The sequence below is a fragment of the Pseudomonas sp. 7-41 genome, from assembly GCF_021233075.1.
GTDB lineage: Bacteria > Pseudomonadota > Gammaproteobacteria > Pseudomonadales > Pseudomonadaceae > Aquipseudomonas > Aquipseudomonas veronii.
The window spans coordinates 3,452,774-3,473,207 of sequence record NZ_CP089551.1 but is presented as its reverse complement, the minus strand read 5'-3'; the positions used below and the strand labels follow the sequence as shown (position 1 = coordinate 3,473,207).

The 20,434-nt window shown below is 60.3% G+C and carries 14 protein-coding genes; 2 read left to right on the top strand and 12 right to left on the bottom strand.

Translation table 11 applies throughout. The features are described from left to right. The first annotated feature begins 29 nt into the window (after positions 1 to 29). Both copC and copD read left to right on the top strand, forming a co-directional pair. The gene (copC, locus tag LQ249_RS15455; RefSeq protein ID WP_046489501.1) at positions 30 to 416 is read left to right on the top strand and encodes a copper homeostasis periplasmic binding protein CopC; all 387 of its coding nucleotides are present in this window, start codon (positions 30 to 32) and stop codon (positions 414 to 416) included. Between the two features lie 3 nt (positions 417 to 419). Further along, the gene (gene copD / locus LQ249_RS15450; protein WP_057004126.1) at positions 420 to 1,364 is read left to right on the top strand and encodes a copper homeostasis membrane protein CopD; all 945 of its coding nucleotides are present in this window, start codon (positions 420 to 422) and stop codon (positions 1,362 to 1,364) included. Between the two features lie 153 nt (positions 1,365 to 1,517). Here copD and LQ249_RS15445 read toward each other — a convergent pair whose 3' ends face one another. From LQ249_RS15445 to LQ249_RS15390, 12 genes are all read right to left on the bottom strand, one after another. Continuing rightward, entirely contained in the window at positions 1,518 to 2,390 is an 873-nt protein-coding gene (locus LQ249_RS15445; RefSeq protein ID WP_057004125.1) for an ADP-polyphosphate phosphotransferase, read from the bottom strand. Between the two features lie 250 nt (positions 2,391 to 2,640). After that, on the bottom strand, positions 2,641 to 3,288 hold the full coding sequence (locus LQ249_RS15440) for a response regulator (protein ID WP_057004124.1): 648 nt from the start codon (positions 3,286 to 3,288) through the stop codon (positions 2,641 to 2,643). Continuing rightward, complete coding sequence (locus tag LQ249_RS15435; RefSeq protein ID WP_232565584.1) at positions 3,281 to 6,460, bottom strand: response regulator; 3,180 nt, start codon at positions 6,458 to 6,460, stop codon at positions 3,281 to 3,283. Before LQ249_RS15435 ends, LQ249_RS15440 begins: the two co-directional genes overlap by 8 nt. Beyond that, on the bottom strand, positions 6,460 to 10,401 hold the full coding sequence (locus LQ249_RS15430; RefSeq protein ID WP_232565583.1) for a type VI secretion protein IcmF/TssM N-terminal domain-containing protein: 3,942 nt from the start codon (positions 10,399 to 10,401) through the stop codon (positions 6,460 to 6,462). Before LQ249_RS15430 ends, LQ249_RS15435 begins: the two co-directional genes overlap by 1 nt. After that, positions 10,401 to 11,069 (bottom strand): DotU family type IV/VI secretion system protein, encoded by a 669-nt coding sequence (locus LQ249_RS15425; RefSeq protein WP_046383451.1) that lies wholly within the window; start codon positions 11,067 to 11,069, stop codon positions 10,401 to 10,403. Before LQ249_RS15425 ends, LQ249_RS15430 begins: the two co-directional genes overlap by 1 nt. Next, a complete protein-coding gene (gene tssK / locus LQ249_RS15420; protein ID WP_046489506.1) occupies positions 11,066 to 12,448 on the bottom strand; it encodes a type VI secretion system baseplate subunit TssK in 1,383 nt (460 codons plus the stop codon). The genes LQ249_RS15425 and tssK overlap by 4 nt, the downstream gene beginning before the upstream one ends. A gap of 63 nt (positions 12,449 to 12,511) precedes the next feature. Next, on the bottom strand, positions 12,512 to 13,153 hold the full coding sequence (gene tssJ, locus LQ249_RS15415) for a type VI secretion system lipoprotein TssJ (RefSeq protein WP_017849109.1): 642 nt from the start codon (positions 13,151 to 13,153) through the stop codon (positions 12,512 to 12,514). Beyond that, positions 13,150 to 13,554 carry a DUF4150 domain-containing protein gene (locus LQ249_RS15410; protein WP_046383449.1) on the bottom strand — a complete coding sequence of 135 codons (405 nt, stop codon included), beginning with the start codon at positions 13,552 to 13,554 and terminating at the stop codon, positions 13,150 to 13,152. Before LQ249_RS15410 ends, tssJ begins: the two co-directional genes overlap by 4 nt. 8 nt (positions 13,555 to 13,562) lie before the next feature. Then, entirely contained in the window at positions 13,563 to 14,210 is a 648-nt protein-coding gene (locus LQ249_RS15405) for a DUF3540 domain-containing protein (protein WP_126588384.1), read from the bottom strand. Next, entirely contained in the window at positions 14,207 to 15,169 is a 963-nt protein-coding gene (locus LQ249_RS15400; protein ID WP_232565582.1) for a pentapeptide repeat-containing protein, read from the bottom strand. Before LQ249_RS15400 ends, LQ249_RS15405 begins: the two co-directional genes overlap by 4 nt. Continuing rightward, positions 15,162 to 17,756: a DUF2169 family type VI secretion system accessory protein gene (locus LQ249_RS15395; protein ID WP_232565581.1), complete on the bottom strand. Its 2,595-nt coding sequence runs from the start codon at positions 17,754 to 17,756 to the stop codon at positions 15,162 to 15,164. The genes LQ249_RS15400 and LQ249_RS15395 overlap by 8 nt, the downstream gene beginning before the upstream one ends. 42 nt (positions 17,757 to 17,798) lie before the next feature. Next, positions 17,799 to 20,426, bottom strand: a complete 2,628-nt coding sequence (locus LQ249_RS15390; protein ID WP_232565580.1) for a type VI secretion system Vgr family protein — start codon at positions 20,424 to 20,426, stop codon at positions 17,799 to 17,801. Between the last annotated feature and the right edge of the window lie 8 nt (positions 20,427 to 20,434).

Below are 20,434 nucleotides of genomic sequence, written 5' to 3'. Positions count from 1 at the left end.
CCCACGGCCCAGGCCGTCAGGAGCCTTGCATGTCATCGTTTAAAGCCCTCGGTGCTGTCGCTGCACTCAGCATCGGTTTGTTGTTGAGCACTGCCGCCCAGGCGCATCCAAAATTACTGTCCTCCACCCCGGTCGATGGCGCCACCGTGGCTGCACCGGCAAAAATCGAACTGAGTTTCTCGGAAAAGCTCACCACCCAGTTTTCCGGCGCGAAACTGATCATGACCGAAATGCCGGGCATGTCCGCCCACTCCCCCATGGGTGTCAAAGCGAGTGTCGCGGGTAGCGACGATCCGAAAATGATGGTCATCACCCCGGCAGCGCCGCTCACACCTGGCACATACAAGGTCGAGTGGAGGGCGGTTTCTTCCGATACCCACCCGATCACAGGTACCGTGACCTTTAAAGTCAAGTGATCCATGGACGACTCCATCTACATTAGCCTTCGCTTCGCGCTCTATATCGACTTGATGCTGCTCTTCGGGCTGGCACTGTTTGGCCTGTACAGTCTCAGAGGAAAGGAACGTGCAGACGGCGCCGTGTTGAATTTTGGGTCGTTGCTGGTGGGAACTGCCCTCATCGGCATACTGCTATCGATGGTGGCCATGCTACAGATGGCCAAGACGATGAGCGGCGTGTCCAGCGTCATGGAGCTGCATCACCACATCCTGCAGATGATGTTGATGGACACTGACGTCGGGTTGACCTGGATGGTTCGAATAGCCTCATTGACCTTGGCGGTCATCGCCGCGACTCTCAATCGACGAAGCCCGGCATTGAGCCTCTGGCTGGCCACATTGTGTGGGGCCATCGCCCTCGCGACGCTCGCCTGGACGGGACATGGTGCCATGGATGAAGGCAGTCGACGCTACCTGCACTTCACCAGCGATATTGTCCATCTTCTGGGTGCAGGCAGTTGGTTGGGCGCTCTCGCTGCATTTGCGCTGTTATTGCGCTCAACCAACCTCACAGGCGATCTGCAGATACGGTTGCTGGCTCGAACGCTGACTGGTTTCGAATCAGCGGGGACGCTTATCGTCGCAACCCTGACTATCACCGGGATCGTCAACTATCTGATGGTTGTCGGGCCAGCATTCGAGACATTGACCTCCAGCACGTATGGGGCCCTGCTGTCTTTGAAGGTCTTCTTGTTCGCGGGGATGCTGGTATTTGCGGCGGTAAACCGCTTTCACCTGAGCCCGCTGCTTGAGCGATCCATTCAGGCAGATACTCACACCGTCGCGATCAACGCTTTACGGCGCAGCATGATTCTAGAGTTCTCGGTCGCGGTGATCATTATGGGCCTGGTTGCCTGGCTCGGCACACTCAGCCCAGAGATGGAGATGTCCGCTGAGTCCCCATGAAGTGAATGATGAGCGACCAGCTCCGGGACAAACCACACTGCTCAATTCTAAGCCTGCCAAGTTCTGCCAGATTTTCAACCAGGTCCCAAAGCATGTTTTTTGAACTGGCATCCATCAGCCTCTCATGCATGCTGATAAAGCGGCACCGTTCATTCATTCTTCCAGAAGCTGCTTGCGGATATCCAGCAGTTCTTGGTGACGCTCCTCACTGGTCTTGGGATATGACATTTTCAGCCCATCCAGCACATCTGAAAATATCTGAGATACGATCAGTCGGGCATTTTTCTTGTCATCGGCAGGCACAACGTACCAAGGCGTCTCAGTCGTGCTCGTTGCACTAAGGCATTTTTCGTAGGCCTGCATATAGTCTTTCCAATACTTGCGTTCCTCGATATCCGCAGCACTGAATTTCCAGTTTTTTTCCGGCTTGTCGATGCGATCCAGGAAGCGTTTTCGTTGTTCTTCTTTCGACAGATGGAGAAAAAATTTGATGATGCGCGTTCCGTTACCTGACAGGTGGCGCTCCAAATTGGAGATCGAACGATATCGCTCCCGCCAGACAGTACTATTGTTTTCAAGAGCATCCGGGAGGCCCTCGCTTCGGAGAATTTCCGGATGGACACGGGCTATCAGTACCTCCTCGTAGTACGACCGATTGAATATGCCAATCTGTCCGCGTCCCGGTAGGTTGCGTGTGGTTCGCCATAGAAAGTCGTGCTCCAACTCAGCCGCGCTGGGATGCTTGAAGCTGAATACCTGGCAACCTTGCGGATTCACACCTGACATCACATGCTTGATGGCACCGTCTTTTCCTGCGGCATCCATCGCCTGGAAAATCAGCAGAATGGCATGGCGATTGGACGCGTAAAGCAGCTGCTGCTGCGCGCTCAGTTGCGCAACATGCGTTGTCAGAAGCTGGCGATATTGCTGTTTTGACTTGTAGAAAGGTTCCACCTTGGTCGGCCACTTATGGAGATTGACCTCGTCGCCTTCCCGTACTCTAAAATCCGCCGAGTTTATTTTCATATTCCGCCTTTCGGTGCCGCTGGCGCGGTGACTGGTTGTCTTGAAGCTGCATTGGCAACTCGCCATCTGATCAATGCAACCTTCAAAGTGTCGTTCAGGATTAGACAGGAGACTAGCGCATAACCGAATAATGCGATCACCCGCCTTCCGCGCAATACGCTGGGCCTGGTGATCAACGCCCTGCCCCTTCGCAGGCCTGCCCCACCCTACCCCATCGGCCCGCGACCACTGAGCAAGAGCACAACGCCGGTTATTGATCCTCTCCAAGCAGACCTAGCCGATAAGCCCACTGGGTCATATCGGCAGCGTTGTGTGCGTCCAGTTTCTTCATCAGGTTGAGCCGATGGGTCTCTACGGTTTTGAGGCCGATACACAAGATCTCGGCAACGTCGCGATTACGCGCGCCTTCGGCGACCAGCTTCAAGACCTGGCGTTCTCGCCCGGTCAGGCCGACACCGCTGGCCGTGTGCCCAGCGCCGCGTAGTGCCATGACTTGAGCCGCATCGAGACCGGCATCGATATAGATTCTCCCCGCGCGCACCTGGGCGATCGCCTGGAGCAAATCTTCGCGGCGGCTTCGCTTGAGCACATAGCCGACCGCGCCGGCCTCCAGCGCCAGCGCGGCGTTATGCTCGGAGACCGTGGAAGTCAGGGCGATGATCAGGATGGCCGGCCAGCGCCTGGCGATCAGGGTCAGGGCCGAGACGCCATCGAGCAACGGCATATTCAGGTCCATCAACACCAGATCGGGTTGCAAGGCACGGCACATGGCGACGGCTTGCTGACCGTCTTCGGCCTCGCCAGCCACGCTCAGCTCAGGCACATCGGCCAGCAGCGCACATAACCCTTCGCGAATCATCGCGTGGTCATCCACCAGCAGTAAACGGCACTCAGGCATCGTCAGGGTTTCCAGTTTTTTCAGAGAGGCCGGGCTGACGCGCAGCCAGGGTCAGACCATGCATTTCCAGTTGCAACAGCGCAGCGACCATCGTGGCGGTATCCGCGTCAGCGGCGGCCCGCTCCATCAGCGCAGCCGACGCCTCCAACGCTGCTTCAGCGAACTGCCCGGCACTCCCCTTGAGGCTATGGGCGATACGCGCAGCTTCGGCATGATCGACCTGCGCGACCGCCTCCTTGAGCCGAACCAGCAAGGCCTGGCAGTCCGCCATGAACAAGCGCTGCAGACGAGGTGCGCGGAGTGGATCTTGTTCCTGGAGAGGCGTCAGCGGCGGCACGGTCCGCGCCAGTCTCGGTGCAGTGGGCTCTACGCTGCGCAACTCCATCCCGCGTGCCTGCTGGCGCGCAATCACCTGCGTGATCGCATCGAACAGCTGCGTCGGTAGCACGGGCTTGGCGAGATAGTCATTGGCGCCGGCTTCGATGAAACGTTCCCGGTCACCGCTCATGGCATTGGCGGTCAAGGCGATGACGTAAACATCCTCATCCAGCACTGGGCGCTGCCCCGAACGCAATTGACGAACCGCCTCCATGCCATCCATTCGCGGCATTTGCCCGTCCATCAGGACCGCATCGAAGATCTTCCGCCCGAGTATTTCCAGGGCCTCGACACCGTCGCGGGCATGAGCGACGCGATGGCCGAAACGCTCCAGGAACAACTGCGTAATCTCGCGATTGGTGGCGATGTCATCAACCACCAGGACATCCAGGCTGACGTCATGCCGCTCCAGGCTGCGCAGCGGCGAGGCTGTTTCGCAGAGCGTCGGCGTTGCGCCGCTCTGCACCTCGCACAAGGTGCGATAGAAATGCTGGCGACGCAGTGGCCTGACAACGCACGCAGCCAGGCCATGGGCGCGCAGTTCATCGGCGGACGGCAGTGATTCGACCTGCGAGGCCATCAGCACGATACGCGCGGTTGCCAACGCCGGGGCTGCACGACACAGGTCGGCGAACTCGACACCATCGACCCTGGGCAGGCGCCAATTGACCAATACCAAGTCGAACCGGACACCCAATTGCGCCTGCTCGTGCATCAGGCTCAGTGCTTCTTCGGCAGACGCCGCTTCCTGGCACAGCATCTGCCACTGGCCGAGCATCTCCATCAATGCCCCGCGTTCATCGGCGTGCTCATCCACCACCAGGGTCCGCAGCCCCCACAACCTCGGGGCGTCGGCCGCGCGCGCCGGACACTGCGGCAAGGGCAAGGTCAGTGCAAAGGTCGAACCCACTTCCGGTTGGCTGTGCAACGCGATACCGCCGCCCATCAAGCCGGCCAGACGCTGGCTGATGGACAAGCCCAACCCGGTACCGCCGTAGTTTCGGGTGGTGGAGGCATCGGCCTGCAAAAACGCCTCAAACACCGAGCGCTGTGCGGATGGCGCGATACCGATGCCGGTATCGATCACCTGAAATCCGAGCAGGTCGCCATCCCCCCGCCAGACCAGCAGGCGAATCGAGCCGCTGGCCGTGAACTTGACCGCGTTACTCAGCAGATTGAGCAGAATCTGCCGCAGTCGCCACGGATCGCCGATCACCTGCCCCGGTACATCGGTGGCGATATGGCAGATCATGCGCAGGCCCTTTTCCGCTGCGCGCGGCGCCAACAGTTCGGTGACATCTTCCAGCACTTCGGTCAGATCGAACTCGACCTGCTCGATATTCAAGTTGCCCGATTCGATTTTGGAAAAGTCCAGGATGTCGCTGATCAGCGCCAGCAAGGCTTCGGAGTGCTCACGGATGGCCGTGACAAAATGTTGTTGTTGCGCCGTGAGCAACGTATCCGCCAGCAAGTGATTCATGCCGATGACCGCGTTCATCGGGGTACGGATCTCGTGACTCATATTGGCCAGGAACTGCCCCTTGAGTTGGTTGGCCTGGTTGGCCATATCCCGGGCGCCCTGTAGTTCCTGGGTGCGGACCTCCACCAGGTGCTCCAGCCCGGCCTGCTCGGCCTGCAATGCATCGAGCAAGCGGTTGTACGCCCTGGCGAAGCGTCCCAGTTCATCGATGCGTGCCTCTGGCAAACGACGCGACAGGTCGTCGCCGCGAGCGGTCTCTTCGATTTCCCGCGCAAAACGGGCCAGCGGCTGCGCCAATTCGCGATGCAACACCCAGAGCAAACCAAGGGCCAGCAGGATAAAGCCGACAATCGCAAAAGGTACCTCGGCAAGAATCAGGCCCAACGCGCCGGCGCGCAGTTGCGCTTGCGGATACAGCGTCAACAGATACCAATCCGGTTGTGGCAGGTGAGCGACGATCATCGGCGTGTCGGCGTCGAAGCGGCCGATCTGCGGGAAGCCGACTGCGGCAGGCAAATCCGCGATCAGTTGCTTGAGCCTGTCGTGGGAAACCGCCTCCAGCGTATTGCCGGAAAGGTCGGCAATGCGCTGACCCTGTGCATCCAGCAACAGGCTGGGATAGCCATTGAGCAACTGCCCGATACGGGCCAATCGCTCATCCAGCTTCAGTTCATAGCCGGTCATGAACAATGGCTTGCCCGATGCATCCCGGGCGACCATCGCAACACTGATCAACTGGCGGCCCAGCAACGGCTCGTAATAGGGGCCGTCCCACACAACCTCGGGCCCATCTGCCGGCAGCCCCTCGAACAGCGCCCGCAAATGGGTCGCCCGGGCCTGGGCGAAGCCCGAAGGAATATCGACTTGCGTGGAAAAAGCCGCCCCCGCGTCGGGAAAATAGAAAAACGTATCGACGGTCATCGCCTGGCCGGCCGTGCCGAATGCTTCGGCTGCGGAAGCGGCGCGGGCCAACCGCTCAGTGGCGGCGGCAGTGTCCGTGGCGCCCTGCCCGGGCGGGTTGAGCACCCAATGCAGGGTGCTGCGCTGGAAAATATTGCTGCCGAACTCGTTTACCGCGCCGCCGTTCCAGCGTGACATGAGTCGTCTGGCGCCCTCCTCCGCATCGCGAAAATCGTCATTGTCGACACTGGAGAGCAGCGCCAGGCGCTGGCTGAGATCGTCCAGCGCCTTGCCTTGCAGCTGTTCATACGTACGCCAGGCGCTAAGCCCGGCGGCTACGCACCAACTCAACGCCAGCACCAGCGCCAACACACAGGTAATGCGCAGCGCCAATGACGCGCGCCACCCCTTCATCACAGGTCGACCTTACTGGCGGCGGCACTGTCGAGCGTGGCGGCCACGCCCATTTTGCGCACAATATCGCGGATCGCCCGTTGCGCAGCCGCGTCGTCACGCAGCGCCACCACCAGCAACCGCGTCACCTTGTCACCCGTTATCGCCTGCGTGGCTTCGCGCCGGCTGGTCAAGCCGAGGATACGCAGCTGCTCCTCAAGGTTCTTCAAGCGCGTCTCGTTGCCATAGGTGCCAAGATCCAAGCGCAGCCCTTCACCTGCCGACAGCCCCGTTACCACGGGCCGGGGCGTCCAGCACCAGGCAATCTGGGTCGGCGGTTGAATACTCGCGACCCCCTGTTCGACCGGTGAACCGAGGGCAGCCAGTCGCACATTCGTCGCGGCGGCCTGGGTATCCATCGCTGCCAACTGTTCGGCGGTGGCACTCAAGCGTGCATCGATGAGATTGGCCTCGCGCTGCATTTGGTCGGCCTGGTCGTACTTGTCCAGCAACACCTGTTCGCCTTCCTGGCGGTACGTCAGTTGGATGCCGATGAGATTCTCACTGCCCATCAAATTGCGCTGGCCGGGGAAATCGTCGGCGCTGAAGGTGTGTTGCCCACCGTTGAACAGCCGCAGGAAGTCCACGAACGCGCGGTCTCCGGTCCAGTGCCGGGTCAGCTTGAAGTTGGCGAAGCTGATCTCCAGGGCGACATCGGCACAGGCCCCCGGCGCCCAGACGAAGCTGGCGCTGGTGGGGAAGTTGAAGTTGTCCAGTACCGTCGAACGGCCACTGCATTGCAGCGTCAGGCGCGTCTGCTGGGGCAGCGAACGGGCACCGAGGTTGACCTGCGACGGCGCGGCGGACAATTCCACCACCGCCGCGGTGGCCTGCAGTATGGCGATGCTCTGCTTGAGCTCCGCCCGTTGCGCCACAAGGCCTTTTTGCTCGGCTTCCAGTGCCTGTCGGCTTTGCTGCTCCGTGGCCTGCTGGGCCTGACTCTGTCGCTCGGCACCGAGCAGATCGTTGCGCGCATGCTGCATGCGGCTGACATAGGCGTAGAACGCACCGGTCAGCGGAATTTGCACACCCAGCGCCTCCCGTCCGCTGTAGCGCAGCACATCGCGTTGCACGAAGGTTTTTACCGCTCCGCTCATAAAGGCCGGCAGTTGACCGCGCTCGCCGTACAGCAACTCGTTGAGCATGACCGGGTCCTGCACGCCCTGAATCGAGCTGAGCAACTGCCCGCTCCAGTCGCCTTGCAGGCGGCAGGCCGCCACTTCGGCGGCGTAATGCGAGGAGAAATCCAACTGGCCGGTGGCCAACGCCCAGACCGCATCTTCACGCGGGTCCGGTCCCTTCAGCGCCTGGATCAAGGCGCTGCGCACGCTGTCGGCTTCCCAGAGCGGTGCGGACTTCACCGAAGGATCGGCGCCGAAGCCCCACGTCTCCACGGCCACCTGGAACGCTTGTGCATCGCTTTTCTGCAGATCGGCCACCACACCTTTCATCAACTGCTGGAACCTGGCCAAGGCACGGGCTTGGGTCAACTCGTCGCGCAAGCCGTTGACGCCACTCTCGATCGAACCGCCACTGGCCACGCCCTTGAGCATATCGCCGCCCAGGGCATTGGTGATTTTCAGACTGCCCAGCGCCCCCGCTTCGGCATGCAGATCGTTGTTACTGGCCAGTTCAAGCAAACGATCGAGCGACACCGCGCGGCTCGCCCAAGGTGCCCGCTGCTCGGGCGGGATCAAGGCAAACCGTTCGGCACTGCGATGCAACAGCTTCAGGAACGGATCATTGGGCGTACCGACCACACTCAGGGCCAATTGCCAGTCACTGCGCGTCTTCAAGCGTGTCTGTGCACTGAGCAGGCTGCCCTGGATAAACCGATACCAGGCGTCCTGGGTATCGCTTTGGTACTGATCGAGGAATTTCACCCGCTGTGTCTTCCACAACGCGCTGTCACGGCTGGCGAGGCCGAGTTCATCCATGAACGCAAAAATCGCGCTGTGCCCTTGCAACGTATAGGCACCGGAAAGACTCAACCCCGGGTTATCGCTATCGCTCCAGTATTCCGTCAGCCGGATCGGTTGCAGATTGCCCTGCAGTTCCGCCCAGGCTTTCAGCCACGTCAGGGGGCGTCCTTCAAGCCCCATGCTCTCCAGTTGGCCCAGCAAGGCGGCGCGTTGGCCCTGCATCTGCGCCATATCGGTTTGCCACTCCAGATAGGAGCGATAGCTGCTCCCCAGGGTGACCAGTTGCCCGGCGCTGGTCGCTTCCTTGGAACCGTAGGTCAGGTTCAGGAAACCTACCTCGGAACCCGGCAGCGGCAAGTTATCCATCGACTGGTTATTCAGGCGGGCATCGAGCAGGTTGATCCGGCGCACGAGGAATTCGGCATACGCGGCAATCAGCCGTGGATCGCCGCTGTTCAACGCGCCGCGCAGGTTCTGCGAAATGAAACCATCGAATACCGGCGTGCGTATTTCGCTGTCGAACAACCTCACGTAGTCAGAGCGGTAGTGCTCCTGGACCTGTTCGATATGGCGTGAGAACGGCAGCAAACCATGCCATCCGCCCTGCTGCTGGTCAGATAAGCTGATCAACGCTTGGCGAAACCGACGCAGCGCATCCAGATCGCTCTCCAGCCCACCGTTGAAGTCCTCGGCCGCTGGCGGCTCGTCCAGCGCGTCGGTGAGCACGGCTTGAGTGTGGTGGTCGGCATACACCAGCAATGCGCCAAAGCCGATACACAGCCCCAGCCAGCCGATGACTGCGGCGTGGGCCAACAGCCTGCGCCAGCGATGCCAGCTATCGATGGGTTGATAGGCGTGGCGTTGCGCAGGCAAAAGCCTGCCCAGCAATTCATGACTGAACCAGCCTTCGCTTGTGCCGTCTGCCTCTTGCCCTTGCGCGGTCAGGAACAGCCCGCAGAGCAGCGGCAACTCGCTGTAGGGGTTGGCGTCAAACGCGGGTAACAGCAGATGCTGGAGACGCGAGCGCAGTTCAACGATGCGCTCCGGCAGGCTGAAAGCCTCTTCATCCGGCAGGCCACGCACGCCCAACTCGATGCGCAGGTCGAACAGACGCTGGCCAAGCCCGCTGAACATCTCTTCGAGAAACACCTGCGCCGCCCCCGTGCGCTGTTGGCTGAGCAGGCCAAACGGTTGCTCGCGTTGTGGCGGCGTGAGAGCGCAAGCCCACTGGGTGAAACCCGGCAAGGCTTCGGCACCGGTAATAATGAAATACACCGGCAGACGGGCACCAAAGACCTTCACCAGATCATCCAGGCGGCGGCGCAGATTGTGTCCCTGCTCGGCCAGGCGCGCATCGGAGTCGCTCAACAAGCGCTGGCAGTCGATCACCAGCAGTACACCGTTGAGGGGTTCGCGGCGCCGCGAACGCAACAGCCAGTACAGCAACCGTCGCCATTCCGGGCCGGCGTCGCTGTTGCCCTCCGCCATGCGGCCGGCGGGGTCAATGATCACGCCACGCTCAAGGAACCACCAATCCAGAGTGCCAGTCGAGGCCGCCGGCTTTCCACCGCGGGTCGAACGCAAGGCCGAGGTCAGCCCGCTATTGCCCAGCAACCGCCGGGTGCCGCTGCCACTCTCGCCCAGCGTCAGGAACCAAGGCAGCACATACAACGGTGAACCCAATCGACTCAGGCGCGACTGGCGCAACATCTGCACGCCGCTGTTCCAGTCCTGATCAAGCGCCGGCGCTTCATCGCGACGACTCTGGGGCAACTCGCTGTTCATCCGGCGACGCAAGCGCCAGGCGTACCAGCGTCGCCCTACCCCGCGCAGGCAAAAAACCACCAACAGCGTAACGATGCAAATCAGCGGCACGTACCACAATGGCCAGCTTTTGTAGAGCGCCAGGCCCCAGAGCAATAGCACGATGCACGCCAGCAGCAGCACCCAGAGCAACAACACCCCTGCTTTCTTCAACATCAGCGCATCTCCAGCAATTGGCTGACTTGTCGACCCAGCGAGAGATCGAAACTGATGTAAAGCACGGTCAACAGAATCAACGGCACCCCGATCAGCAACAGCAGCGAAAGACCGGGCAAGCCCCGGCGCACCACACGCAGGCGCGTTGGCAGGTGGTCCTCGGGTTGTTCGAAGAGATGGCTGTTGGCGTCCAGCGGCACCATCTGCCGATCGAGAATGATCCGCTCCAGGCAAAGCCGACGGTATTGCATCAGTTCACCACCCGGGCGGGTCGCGTAACGCCCCTGGAAACCGCCGAGCAAGGCCAGGCCGAAGACCTCGCGGGCACCGACCGCCGCCTCGGGCAAAGCCTCCAGGCGTTGGAAGAACTCGACACCGGCCCGACTGGTGGAAAAATAGTGGCGCTGCAACGGCGCCCGCCGCCATTCGGCCGCCCCGGGCCATTCGCCGGACATGGCCGCTTCGTCGATCCAGGCGACCACCGCGAACAGCGCCTCGCGCACTTCGGCTTCGGCAAAGTGCAGCTCGCGGGCCCGATTGGCGGCGCCATCGAGCTGCACGATGAGCGCCGGCGCAAGCGTCTCATAGGACTGTGCCGGATCAACGAAGCCGCGCTTGGCAGCCTCGAAACTCGACATCCAGCAGTCAGCCAGGCGGGGATTGATCATGTGCGAACCACCACCAGGTCGATACTCAGGTCAGCCGGCGGCTGGGGCAGGAAGAACGCCGCCTGACGCTCCTGCTGCAGCGTTTCCCAACCCTCGCTCAGCGTTTCCAGGCGGAAGTACAACGCGCCGGCCACCCGCGGCAAGCCCTGGGGCGGAACCTGCAGATAGATCAACTCAACCCCGGGCAACGCGCGGTTGACCAGGCCTTGCATGACGCTGAGAGCTCCCAGCTTGCCATCCAACGGCAGGCACTCGGCCAGCCACACCGGATCGACCAGACTGCGCGCCACCAGATAGTAACGATGCCGCGCGCCGAAAAACGCGTCCGGCAATGGAGCCTGATAAAACCCGTCCTGCAGTTGCAGGTGGACCAGCAACTCTGAGCCGATGCTGATCTCATTGAGCTGCTGGCCGATCAGGGCCACCAGTGCGATCGTCGCCGCGCCCGCGTCCTCATGCTTGTAGGCCGGCACCAACAGACGGCCATCCGGGGTTTCGCCGAGCATGTCGCAGACATCGGAAAACAGACTCAACTCACCAACAAGTTGGCGCAGGGTGCCGTAAAGCTGCCATGGCGACACCTGCGGGGTTTCCAGCAAATGCGTCAGCAACGGGCCATAGCGATTCAGTACCGCCAGGGCCATCAGGTGGTTGACCTGGGCCGCGTCGAGATCGCCCCGCCGCGACTCCCCCGGCTGCTTGTACACCGACAACTGCCGCGCCCGGCCGACCAGTTCGTCGCGGACTTCGCGCAAGGTTTGCAGGAGCATCGGCGATGCCGCCAGATTGACCGACGGCGGCACGTAGCGTTGGGCCGGCCGGAGGCGATCACCGTCCAGCTCAAGCCGTGCAATCGGCAGCAGCTCGTAGGCGCTCAGATGCTCCAGCTCATCGTCCCAGAACAGCCGCAACACATAGGACATGGGCCGCACCCGCGCTTCCGGGGAGTCGCCGAGACGGTCACCGATCACTTCCGGATCGGCCGCCACGATAAAGCGCGCTTCCGCCCGGGACCCGGCAGACAACGTCTCGAACACCTGCGCGTTGGCGTCCCCCGGCAGCAAGCGGCGTAGCCCCACAAACAGCGTGCGGCCGCCACTGAATTCGCCGAGGTCAAGGGTGCGCGACTCCAGCATCGCATTGCCCGGATATTCGGCCAGCGTGCCTTCGGCAAAGCGCACCGACAATTGCTCCAGCAGGCACTGTTTGGCAACCAGCGCGGGCTCGTTGATCTTCAGCGAGATCAAACCCCACGGGTACGGATGGTTCAACTCTGTGGTCCGGGTCAGACGATGCTCGATACGCGCATCGTTCTGTTGAAAATGCTGAGGCTGGAGGAACAAGCCCTGGTGCCAATACAACAACTGATCGATATTCATAGGGCTCGGTTTCAGGCAAAAAATTGAAAAAGCGTGGCCACTGCAACGCTCACGGCAAGCAGCTCAGTCCTGTGCGCCGGGCAGGCGCACCTCACCCTCTCGGGGCTGCACCGGCTTGGGCAACGCCAGGCGACTCTCCTTGCCACGCAACAGCGCATCGGGCCCGACGAGCAGGTCAATGGCGATGGGGCGCGGTGTGGCGGTCCAGGTCTTGCTGAAAAACCCTGTCGACGTCACGTCGACGCCGATCTGATAGAGCTTGACGCTGCGCGTCGGGTCCAGGTGCGCGTAACCGGCGGCGATACCGACCATCTTCGCGCCCTCCAGTCGCGGCAGGCTCAACTGGCGGGTCTGGCCCGGCTCGATAAACAGCCGCGTCAGCCCGATCATCCCAGGCGGCGCACTGTTCATCAGCAGCAGGCTGCTCAGTTGCTGGGAACTGCCGGTGTAGGCGGAAAACGCACTGATCTGATCGAACTGCGTGACCACCACCAACAGGTTATGCGCCTGGCCGTCGTACTGATTGAGGTCGTTATCGGCGGTGAAGCTCAGCTCGATGGCGTTTTCGGTGTAGTCCCATTTGAGCGCAGTGAGGGCCTTTTGCTCGGGGGTGAGGTCCTGGCTGCTGCAGGCGGCGAGCAGGATGCACAGGGCCAGTCCGCCCATGGAAAACTTGATGGAGGGCGCACGCCCCGCGCTGCTCACGCCATCACCAGCACAGCGGTCTGGCTCGGCTGCGAAACCGTCCCCATGGTGTTATTGGCGTTGTGCATGGTCTGGCAGGTGACACGCACGGCGGGCTTACCGGCGACCATCACTTTGGTGCTGCCATCGATGAAGATCATTTCACCCTTGACCTTGCCGCTGGTGACGCCACCGGCCACCCCAGCTTCATCGCCACTGGTCATCAACACCTTGCTCGACATATTCATCGCTGGCATGCCGTCCACCAGCACGTCCATCACCAACCCACCCGGGTCCGCGGCACTGGTATCGGCAGTGTTGGGATAAGGCAATGGCACTGGCCCGGCGGGCGGAACGGGCGTCTTGCAGATATCGGGCACCGTGGACAGCGCCATCGCACCGCCGTTATTGAGCATATACATAATCGATCTCACCCCAGCTTGATGCTGTCGCCATCAATGGCAACGCTACGTTGTGCATTCAGGTCCAGCGTGTCGGCCTGCACGCTCCAGTCATCGCGCACACGCTGGCGCAAGGAGCCGGAATAAAGTTCTTCATGGCCTTCGACGCGACGGCGGCTGTCAGCAAAATCCGCCTCGTGGCGCACGGCCTTTTCGCGGTGATAAACGCTGCTGTCGTGGCGCTCGACCCAGTGGTTCTGAAGATGCTCGCCACTCATGGCCAGGGTGCCGACAGTCAGATGGGCACGCTGCATCTGCACACTGCCCTGCTCGGCGCACACCCGTAATGCGAGACCGGCATCAAGGCTCACACCGTCGCGGGCCTGAATGCTCAGCGCGCCGGCGGGCAGGCTCAAATGCAGGTCACCCTCCAGATGCATACGCGCCGGTTGAGCGATGGCGCGTTCCAGCACGCTAAGGATGTAACCGCCTTGCGCGTCCAGGCTGACCAACACCTTGTCCCCCACTGCCGGACGCACCAGGCAACCGAATGCGGGTTTTAGCCAATAGCGGCGGCCATCGTTGCTGACCACGCCGAAACGCTCGCCATCCAGTGCGTTGACCTGTGCATGACGCAATTGAGCAGCGGCATCGCAGTACTGCGGGGCTTCATTCATCTCGATTTTCCTAAAGAGGCAGGCTGCCATTGCTCGGCGGCGAGGCGTTCGGTATCTACGGGCTGGATGGCCTGGGGGTTGCTCTGCTGCCAGTCGGCCTGGTTGAAATCAGCGGCATGGGCATTCATGCCGGTCACGTCGGCGGCGGCGAACGAGGCGCGTGGCGCAAGCAACGCGGTGCAGTCGGCATAACGCAACAGGGCGCGGTCAAAGCGCGCGCCTGGCATCTGGGCGTCGATCAGGATGGCCATCTCCAGAACGGCATCACTGAAATCGACCGAGTCAAAATGGCTGGCATTGAACAGAGCGCCCTTGAGATGGGCACCGGCAAACATCGGCGCGGTTCCCTTGCTACGGTAGAACGACGCGCCCTCGGCCTGCACGGCATGAAAATCGGCCCCGCTCAACGACGATTCGTCGAAGGCACACTGCTGCAACGACGCCAGACCGAAGCGCGCCTGATCGAGTTGGCAATCGATCAACCGTGCCTTCGCAAAATGCGCCGACTGGGCATCAAGGCCCGTCAGATCGCAGCGGTTCCATTGGGATTTGCTCAACTGGGCGGCTGCCAGCCTGATACGCGGTACGCGGCACTCCGCGAGTGTAAACGCCTGTAGCTGCGCGCCCGACAGATCCAGATCCTCGCCGTGGCATTGCGCCCAGCTGGTCTTGTTCCAACGCACATTCGTGAACAATGCGCCCTGCAATGAACACCCGTTCATGTACAACGAGTCCGCGGTGCTGTCGGAAAAATCGGCGCCGTCCAGGCGGCAGTCTTTCCAGTGGCTTTGGGTCAGCATGGCGCCATTGAATTGCGCACCACGCGCATCCACTTGTTCCAGCCGCGCGTTGCTCAAATCGACACCGCGATAGTCGCCACCGGCCAGATTCAACGCGCGCAAGGGCTGCCAATCAGCCAGCAATGCCCTTAGACGCTCGGCACTTAATACCTCAAGCATGAGTCAGGCTCTCCTTGAGTCGGCAGCGCGTCATCAATGCCTGCTCCAGGCGCACACCGCTGCCGTGCACAGCGTCACTGGCCAAGCCATGCAAGTTGCTGCCACTGAGGTTGGCCTGCTCCAGACATACCTTGCGCAAGCGGCCGTTAAGCAGGTTGGCGCCAGACCAATCAGCGCGACTCAAGTCACATCCCGACAGGTAGACACCTTGCGCGACCAGCCCGACACCGTCGGAATCACTCAGGTCGCAACCGCTCAGCAGCGCGTCGTTAAGCCGTGCGCCGCGCAGGCTGGCGTGATTCAGATCGGCGTCTTGAAAACTGGCAGCGGTCAGGTCGGCATCGTCCAGGCGCACACCCGGCAAAACGCAGTGAGCGGCCAGGCGCAGGTTCTGCAGGTTGCACTCGCGCAAGTCCAGGTCGCGGCCCACCACCTTGGCGAAATCGGCTTTGCTGAGGTTGGCGCGGCGCATGTCCGTCGCGTCCAGTGTGCAGTCGTAGAGCTTGGCTTTGTGCAGGTTGCTGTCGGTGAGTCGTGCGCCGCTCAGGTCGCATTTATTGAGGCGTAGTTTGCTTAGATTGGCGTTGCTCAGTTGAGCCTTGTCGAGGCTGCATTCGTTGAGTTGGGCTTGTTGCAGGTTGGCTTCGGTGAAATCAGCAGCGGAGAAATCACAGTTCTGAGCGCGGATATCGATCAAGCTGGTGCCGCAGAACGAAGCGCCTTGGCATAGAACCCTATGAAACATTGCGTCCTGCAAGCGCGCCTTGCTCAGATCCGAAGCACCCAAGTCGCAGTCGATGAACTGACAGTGGCTCAGATCGGCGTTCTGCAGTCGAGTGCCATTGAGCTTGCAGCTCATAAAAGTGGTATTTCTCAGGTCAGCGCTGCTCAGATCGATTTCGCAAAGATCAAGGCTCTCCAAACTGAGGTCTTGCAGCGTCTTACCTGCCGCGTGCAATGCCAGCAGCCGCTCACGGGTCAGACTGCAGTATTCAGGAAGCGGGAGAATGGAGGCGAATTGGATTCGATCAGCCGCCAGCGCTTTGTTCATGGCGCTTAAAACACGGTCTATCTCAGCTTCCACGGCTTGAGACTCTGCTATGGCGGCAGTCAGTTTTTCCTTGGCTTGCGCCTGCTGGTCTGGAGGCAGCTCCAGGCGCTCAAGCATGTCCATGATATCGACCTTCGGTGCTGGCTGTTTAGCACGCGCCAACGCTTGCTCTGCATCTATGCCCAGCCGGGTCATCATCTGCTGGGCATACTCCATGCCTTGGGCCTTAGCCTTGGCGATTTCCGAATCAATTTCCAGCGCCAATGCCTCGGGGTCAAAGGGCTTGAGGGGGTGCATCGGTTCGCGCATCAGAACCGTAAAGTCCGTTTTCGCTGGTGGTGGGTAATCGGTGGGGTTGAAAGGCAGGTTCATGCGAGTCGCCATCATCTGAGCGTATTGCATGCACTGCTCATGAGTTGCGCTTAACGCTGCATATTGCGCATCCGCAACGGCCTGCAAACTGGCGATTATCGGCCCGGAGTCGAACGGGGTTGGTTCGACAGGCGCAACCTTGACCGGCTCGACGGGAGGGCGTGGCCAAAGCCGCTCAATCCAGACTTGCGCGTCCAGCACGGGATCACCCGCTCGCTCGAGGGCCATAGCCAATTTGACGATATCTTGCGCATCTATATCGAGTACCGGTACTTCGACGCGGTACAGCAGAAGAGCACTTTGCGCATCAGGGAACAGCCATACCGTATCCAGGTCCATCGACATTTCGGTAACGGGTACACGCTTATCCGCACGCTCAATAAACAGCCGTGGCCGCAGGCCCGGCAATCGCCCGGCGACCCTGGCCTCGGTAGGGTGCATGCCTGAGATCGACCAGGCTTCGTCGCCACGCCAAAAACCGGCGTTGCATTGGTCCTGCGCCACTTCATCGAACCAGCGCGCATCAGTATCCGTAGGTAAGAATGGGGCGCGATAAGCAGTCCAATGCTCGTCAAGGGTGCCCATATACTGGCGGCGTTCAGCGCTTTGTACTGGCAATGGCAAAAAACTCGCCAGGGCTGGCCGATCATCGGGGTCAACAACTGTGGCATTCGCCACTTCCAGTTGTGCCAACGGCATTCCTTGCGCGGCGTCCACCTCGGGATAATGGCCTTTGCCTGTCGGATTATCTGGCCACTTATTACCGCCATAAGCGCTTTCAAAGTCCAACGGCAGGTTATCCAGTTGACCGCTCACAACGGACGTCCAACCCAGAGGTCCTTTGCGCCATTGCCGCGGCGCGAGTACATGCAATGTTTTTTCCATATCTCCCAGACGCACCCGCACCGCCATGCCACCCCGTTGCACATCGGTCAACGGATAAGCCTTACCTTGTACGGCAAATGTGCCTCGACTTTTCTTTAAACCCCGATCAAGCATCTGCTTGCCAAGTCGCTCGGTTAACCAGGCCCAAGTTTCCCCAGCGGCCATTACCTGATCTTCAGCGTCCACCAGCAGACCCAGGGTGACGACCACGCAATGAAGGTCCAGTGGTTTGGCATTGGCGAGCAATAAAAGGCTGGCCTGTTCACATTTGAGCTGCATCGGACTCTCCGAATAGGAAACTTACGCCTCTTTTTTTCCGTATCACGGCGCGGCAGCGGGCGGCGCAGCAGCATCGCCCGCTGCCGCGACCGCATCGGCGGCGCCATCAAGCAGGTCAACGGCGCCGTTTACAACCGCATTGGCTCCGCCCGCGGCCACTTTCACCGCAGCAAGACTTGGGCGTGATGCTAGCTTCAGACTTAACAGGCTGGGGCTGGGGGCTAGTTCAAAACACGGAAATTCCTGTACTTGATCCGAAGTGATCGTTGCACCCACTATAGTGCCGCTGACTCTCATGAACTTATTAAAAAAGGCGTTACCGCAAACTTCTAAGTCCCCATCCACAAGAACATCACCAGTAACATGCACCTGGCCTTCAAGATGTATAATCTTGTCCGACTTTATGACAATCCCTGCCGCATTGATAAGTATGCTATTCCCACCCAGCTTGATCTCATATGAAGTTACATTTTCATGGCAGTAAATATCTGTATTCTTCAACTCCATCTTTGAGTTGGACGCTCGAACTATATGCATTCCTTTCAGATATTCTGAATTTTTAATACTCGCCTTATGATACTCCCAGGCACTGTTGCCAACGCTTTTCTTATACAGACTGTAATCAGCCGAAAGCGAAACCAATCCAAGTTTCACTGACACGCCAACCCCGTAGAGAGAGAGACTTCCGCTGGCTATATTTACGTCACCCTTCAATTGAAGCATTGAAGTTGTAACGTCTAATTTTGTGCTCAGTTTTGGGTTGGTTATTGCGTCTTTGAAATTATCAAATCCGCTTTTCTCTGATGCGCTATTTGTTGTGCTTGGCGCGGAGGCAAGCTTGCTGCTACTTGCGGGAGTGGCAAGCCGATCTTTAAAGTTGGCACCCATCAAACTCTCTGAAGAGCTCGTCCCCGCCACCGGGGCCGGCGCATGCCCTCCCCCTATGGATTGCCAATAAACACCTGGCACCTGATGCTTATACGAACTGGACGCCAGCTGCATATGCTTGTCCGTGCGCAAATGCGCCCCACTGACATCGCCCTCACCCAAGGTAAAACTACAACCGGTGGACGCCCCCATCTTCATCATCGGCCCGGACGGGCTGTCTTCCATCGCAAACAAATGCCCACCGGGAGTGCTCAAGCCACTTTGGGTCGCGTTTTCGCCGGTGACCACATTGGGATTCTCGGAGTTGGGCACACTACCGGTGATCACCGGACGGTCCGGGTCGCCGCCCAAGAACGAAACCAGCACTTCCGTGCCTTTGAGCAGCGGGAAATTCATGCCGTGGCTCGAACCACTGGACAGCGTGGCCATACGCAACCAGGCCGAACCACGCGTCGCATTCTTCTCACCGCGAATGAACGGGAAACTCACCCTGTAGCAACCATGCTCATTGAGCAGCGGCCGACCGGTATCTTCATCACCATCCACCACCGCACTGAGCACGCCCTGCACATAAGGCCGCGGTGTCACACAGGGTGCGCGGAACTGCACGTCGCCGGGCAAGGCGATAAACCGCGTGTTGATCCCCTGCCCCGGCCCTTCCCCCTCCGACCCCAGGCCCGGCAACGGCTGATAACCGTCGTGGTGAACTTCAATTACCTGATAACCGGCATTGAACAGCGGACGCGGGTGGCCGACTAACAGCATCGGATAACCGGCGCGCAACCCCGTGGCTCGACCGCTGCCATGAAACTCCCGTTGACGGCAACCGATGGCCTGGGCGCGGCGATTGGCCAACCATTGCCCCTGTTCGAGCGAACCGAAGTGTTCGCCATACAACCCTTGCCCGCCGATAAATACAGACGAACCAGAGACGGCCTCTCGTTGTGCGGTTGAGGCATCTGCGCCAAGGCTGGCAGCTGCCACCGAAGCATTGACCTCTAACTTCAACTGCGCGTTGCTCGCGGAAAAGTCCTGGAGCGTGACCCCCGCCGCTTGCCGCACGAGTTTGCGCTCGAAGGTCCGCGCCACCGCCAGGACCCGGCCTACATCCAGTTCCGAATCTTGGCGGCGATAGGTCAGCAGGCTGGGGAGTTGCGGCTGGTACAGTCGGTCGCCACAGAACACCAGCGCCTCGCCGTCAGGCCCCTGCTCAAAGAAGTAATACACGCCGAAATATTCAAGAAGACGTGAAATAAAGGCGAAACTCGTTTCTTCGAACTGGCAGGTAAACGTCGCCTGAGTCAGCGGATCATCGGCCAGCGGCAGGCGGATATCGAAGTCATACGCCGCCCCGGGCAAACCGTTCATACCCGGCCCTTCGACAGTCAGGTCGGCCAACTTGAGCACGTCGCGAATCAGCTCCGGCAGACTTTTGTCCAGCCAGATTTCCGAAAAGCGGAAATGCCGCAACTGCACGAAGCGCGGTTCCAGCACCACGCGGTAGTAGTAATACAAGGAGTCGGCGTCGAGATAATCCACCTCCGTGACCACGCCCTGATAGGGATGCGGCTGCCCCAACGCATCGCTCAGGGTCAATACCGCCCGGTTGCCCAGCAGCGCTTCGTCGTCGAACAATGGATTGATCGTGGCCAGCCGAACCTCGAAGCGATAGGGCTGAGAGAGCTTTTCCTCGCCCTGCCACTGCTGCACCCATAATGTTTCGAGCAGCAGCGAGGGGGCCAGGCTGGCGAAAGTGCAGAGCGCATGATCATTGAGAGCCATCAATCAAT

What these genes read in the sequence shown, in the direction of transcription:
- copC (WP_046489501.1), top strand. Translation starts at nt 30, where the DNA reads ATGTCATCGTTTAAAGCCCTCGGTGCTGTCGCTGCACTCAGCATCGGT.
- LQ249_RS15445 (WP_057004125.1), bottom strand. Translation starts at nt 2,390, where the DNA reads ATGAAAATAAACTCGGCGGATTTTAGAGTACGGGAAGGCGACGAGGTC.
- LQ249_RS15405 (WP_126588384.1), bottom strand. Translation starts at nt 14,210, where the DNA reads ATGAATGAAGCCCCGCAGTACTGCGATGCCGCTGCTCAATTGCGTCAT.
- LQ249_RS15390 (WP_232565580.1), bottom strand. Translation starts at nt 20,426, where the DNA reads ATGGCTCTCAATGATCATGCGCTCTGCACTTTCGCCAGCCTGGCCCCC.
- LQ249_RS15425 (WP_046383451.1), bottom strand. Translation starts at nt 11,069, where the DNA reads ATGATCAATCCCCGCCTGGCTGACTGCTGGATGTCGAGTTTCGAGGCT.
- LQ249_RS15430 (WP_232565583.1), bottom strand. Translation starts at nt 10,401, where the DNA reads ATGTTGAAGAAAGCAGGGGTGTTGTTGCTCTGGGTGCTGCTGCTGGCG.
- tssK (WP_046489506.1), bottom strand. Translation starts at nt 12,448, where the DNA reads ATGAATATCGATCAGTTGTTGTATTGGCACCAGGGCTTGTTCCTCCAG.
- copD (WP_057004126.1), top strand. Translation starts at nt 420, where the DNA reads ATGGACGACTCCATCTACATTAGCCTTCGCTTCGCGCTCTATATCGAC.
- LQ249_RS15395 (WP_232565581.1), bottom strand. Translation starts at nt 17,756, where the DNA reads ATGCAGCTCAAATGTGAACAGGCCAGCCTTTTATTGCTCGCCAATGCC.
- LQ249_RS15410 (WP_046383449.1), bottom strand. Translation starts at nt 13,554, where the DNA reads ATGTATATGCTCAATAACGGCGGTGCGATGGCGCTGTCCACGGTGCCC.
- LQ249_RS15400 (WP_232565582.1), bottom strand. Translation starts at nt 15,169, where the DNA reads ATGCTTGAGGTATTAAGTGCCGAGCGTCTAAGGGCATTGCTGGCTGAT.
- LQ249_RS15440 (WP_057004124.1), bottom strand. Translation starts at nt 3,288, where the DNA reads ATGCCTGAGTGCCGTTTACTGCTGGTGGATGACCACGCGATGATTCGC.
- LQ249_RS15435 (WP_232565584.1), bottom strand. Translation starts at nt 6,460, where the DNA reads ATGAAGGGGTGGCGCGCGTCATTGGCGCTGCGCATTACCTGTGTGTTG.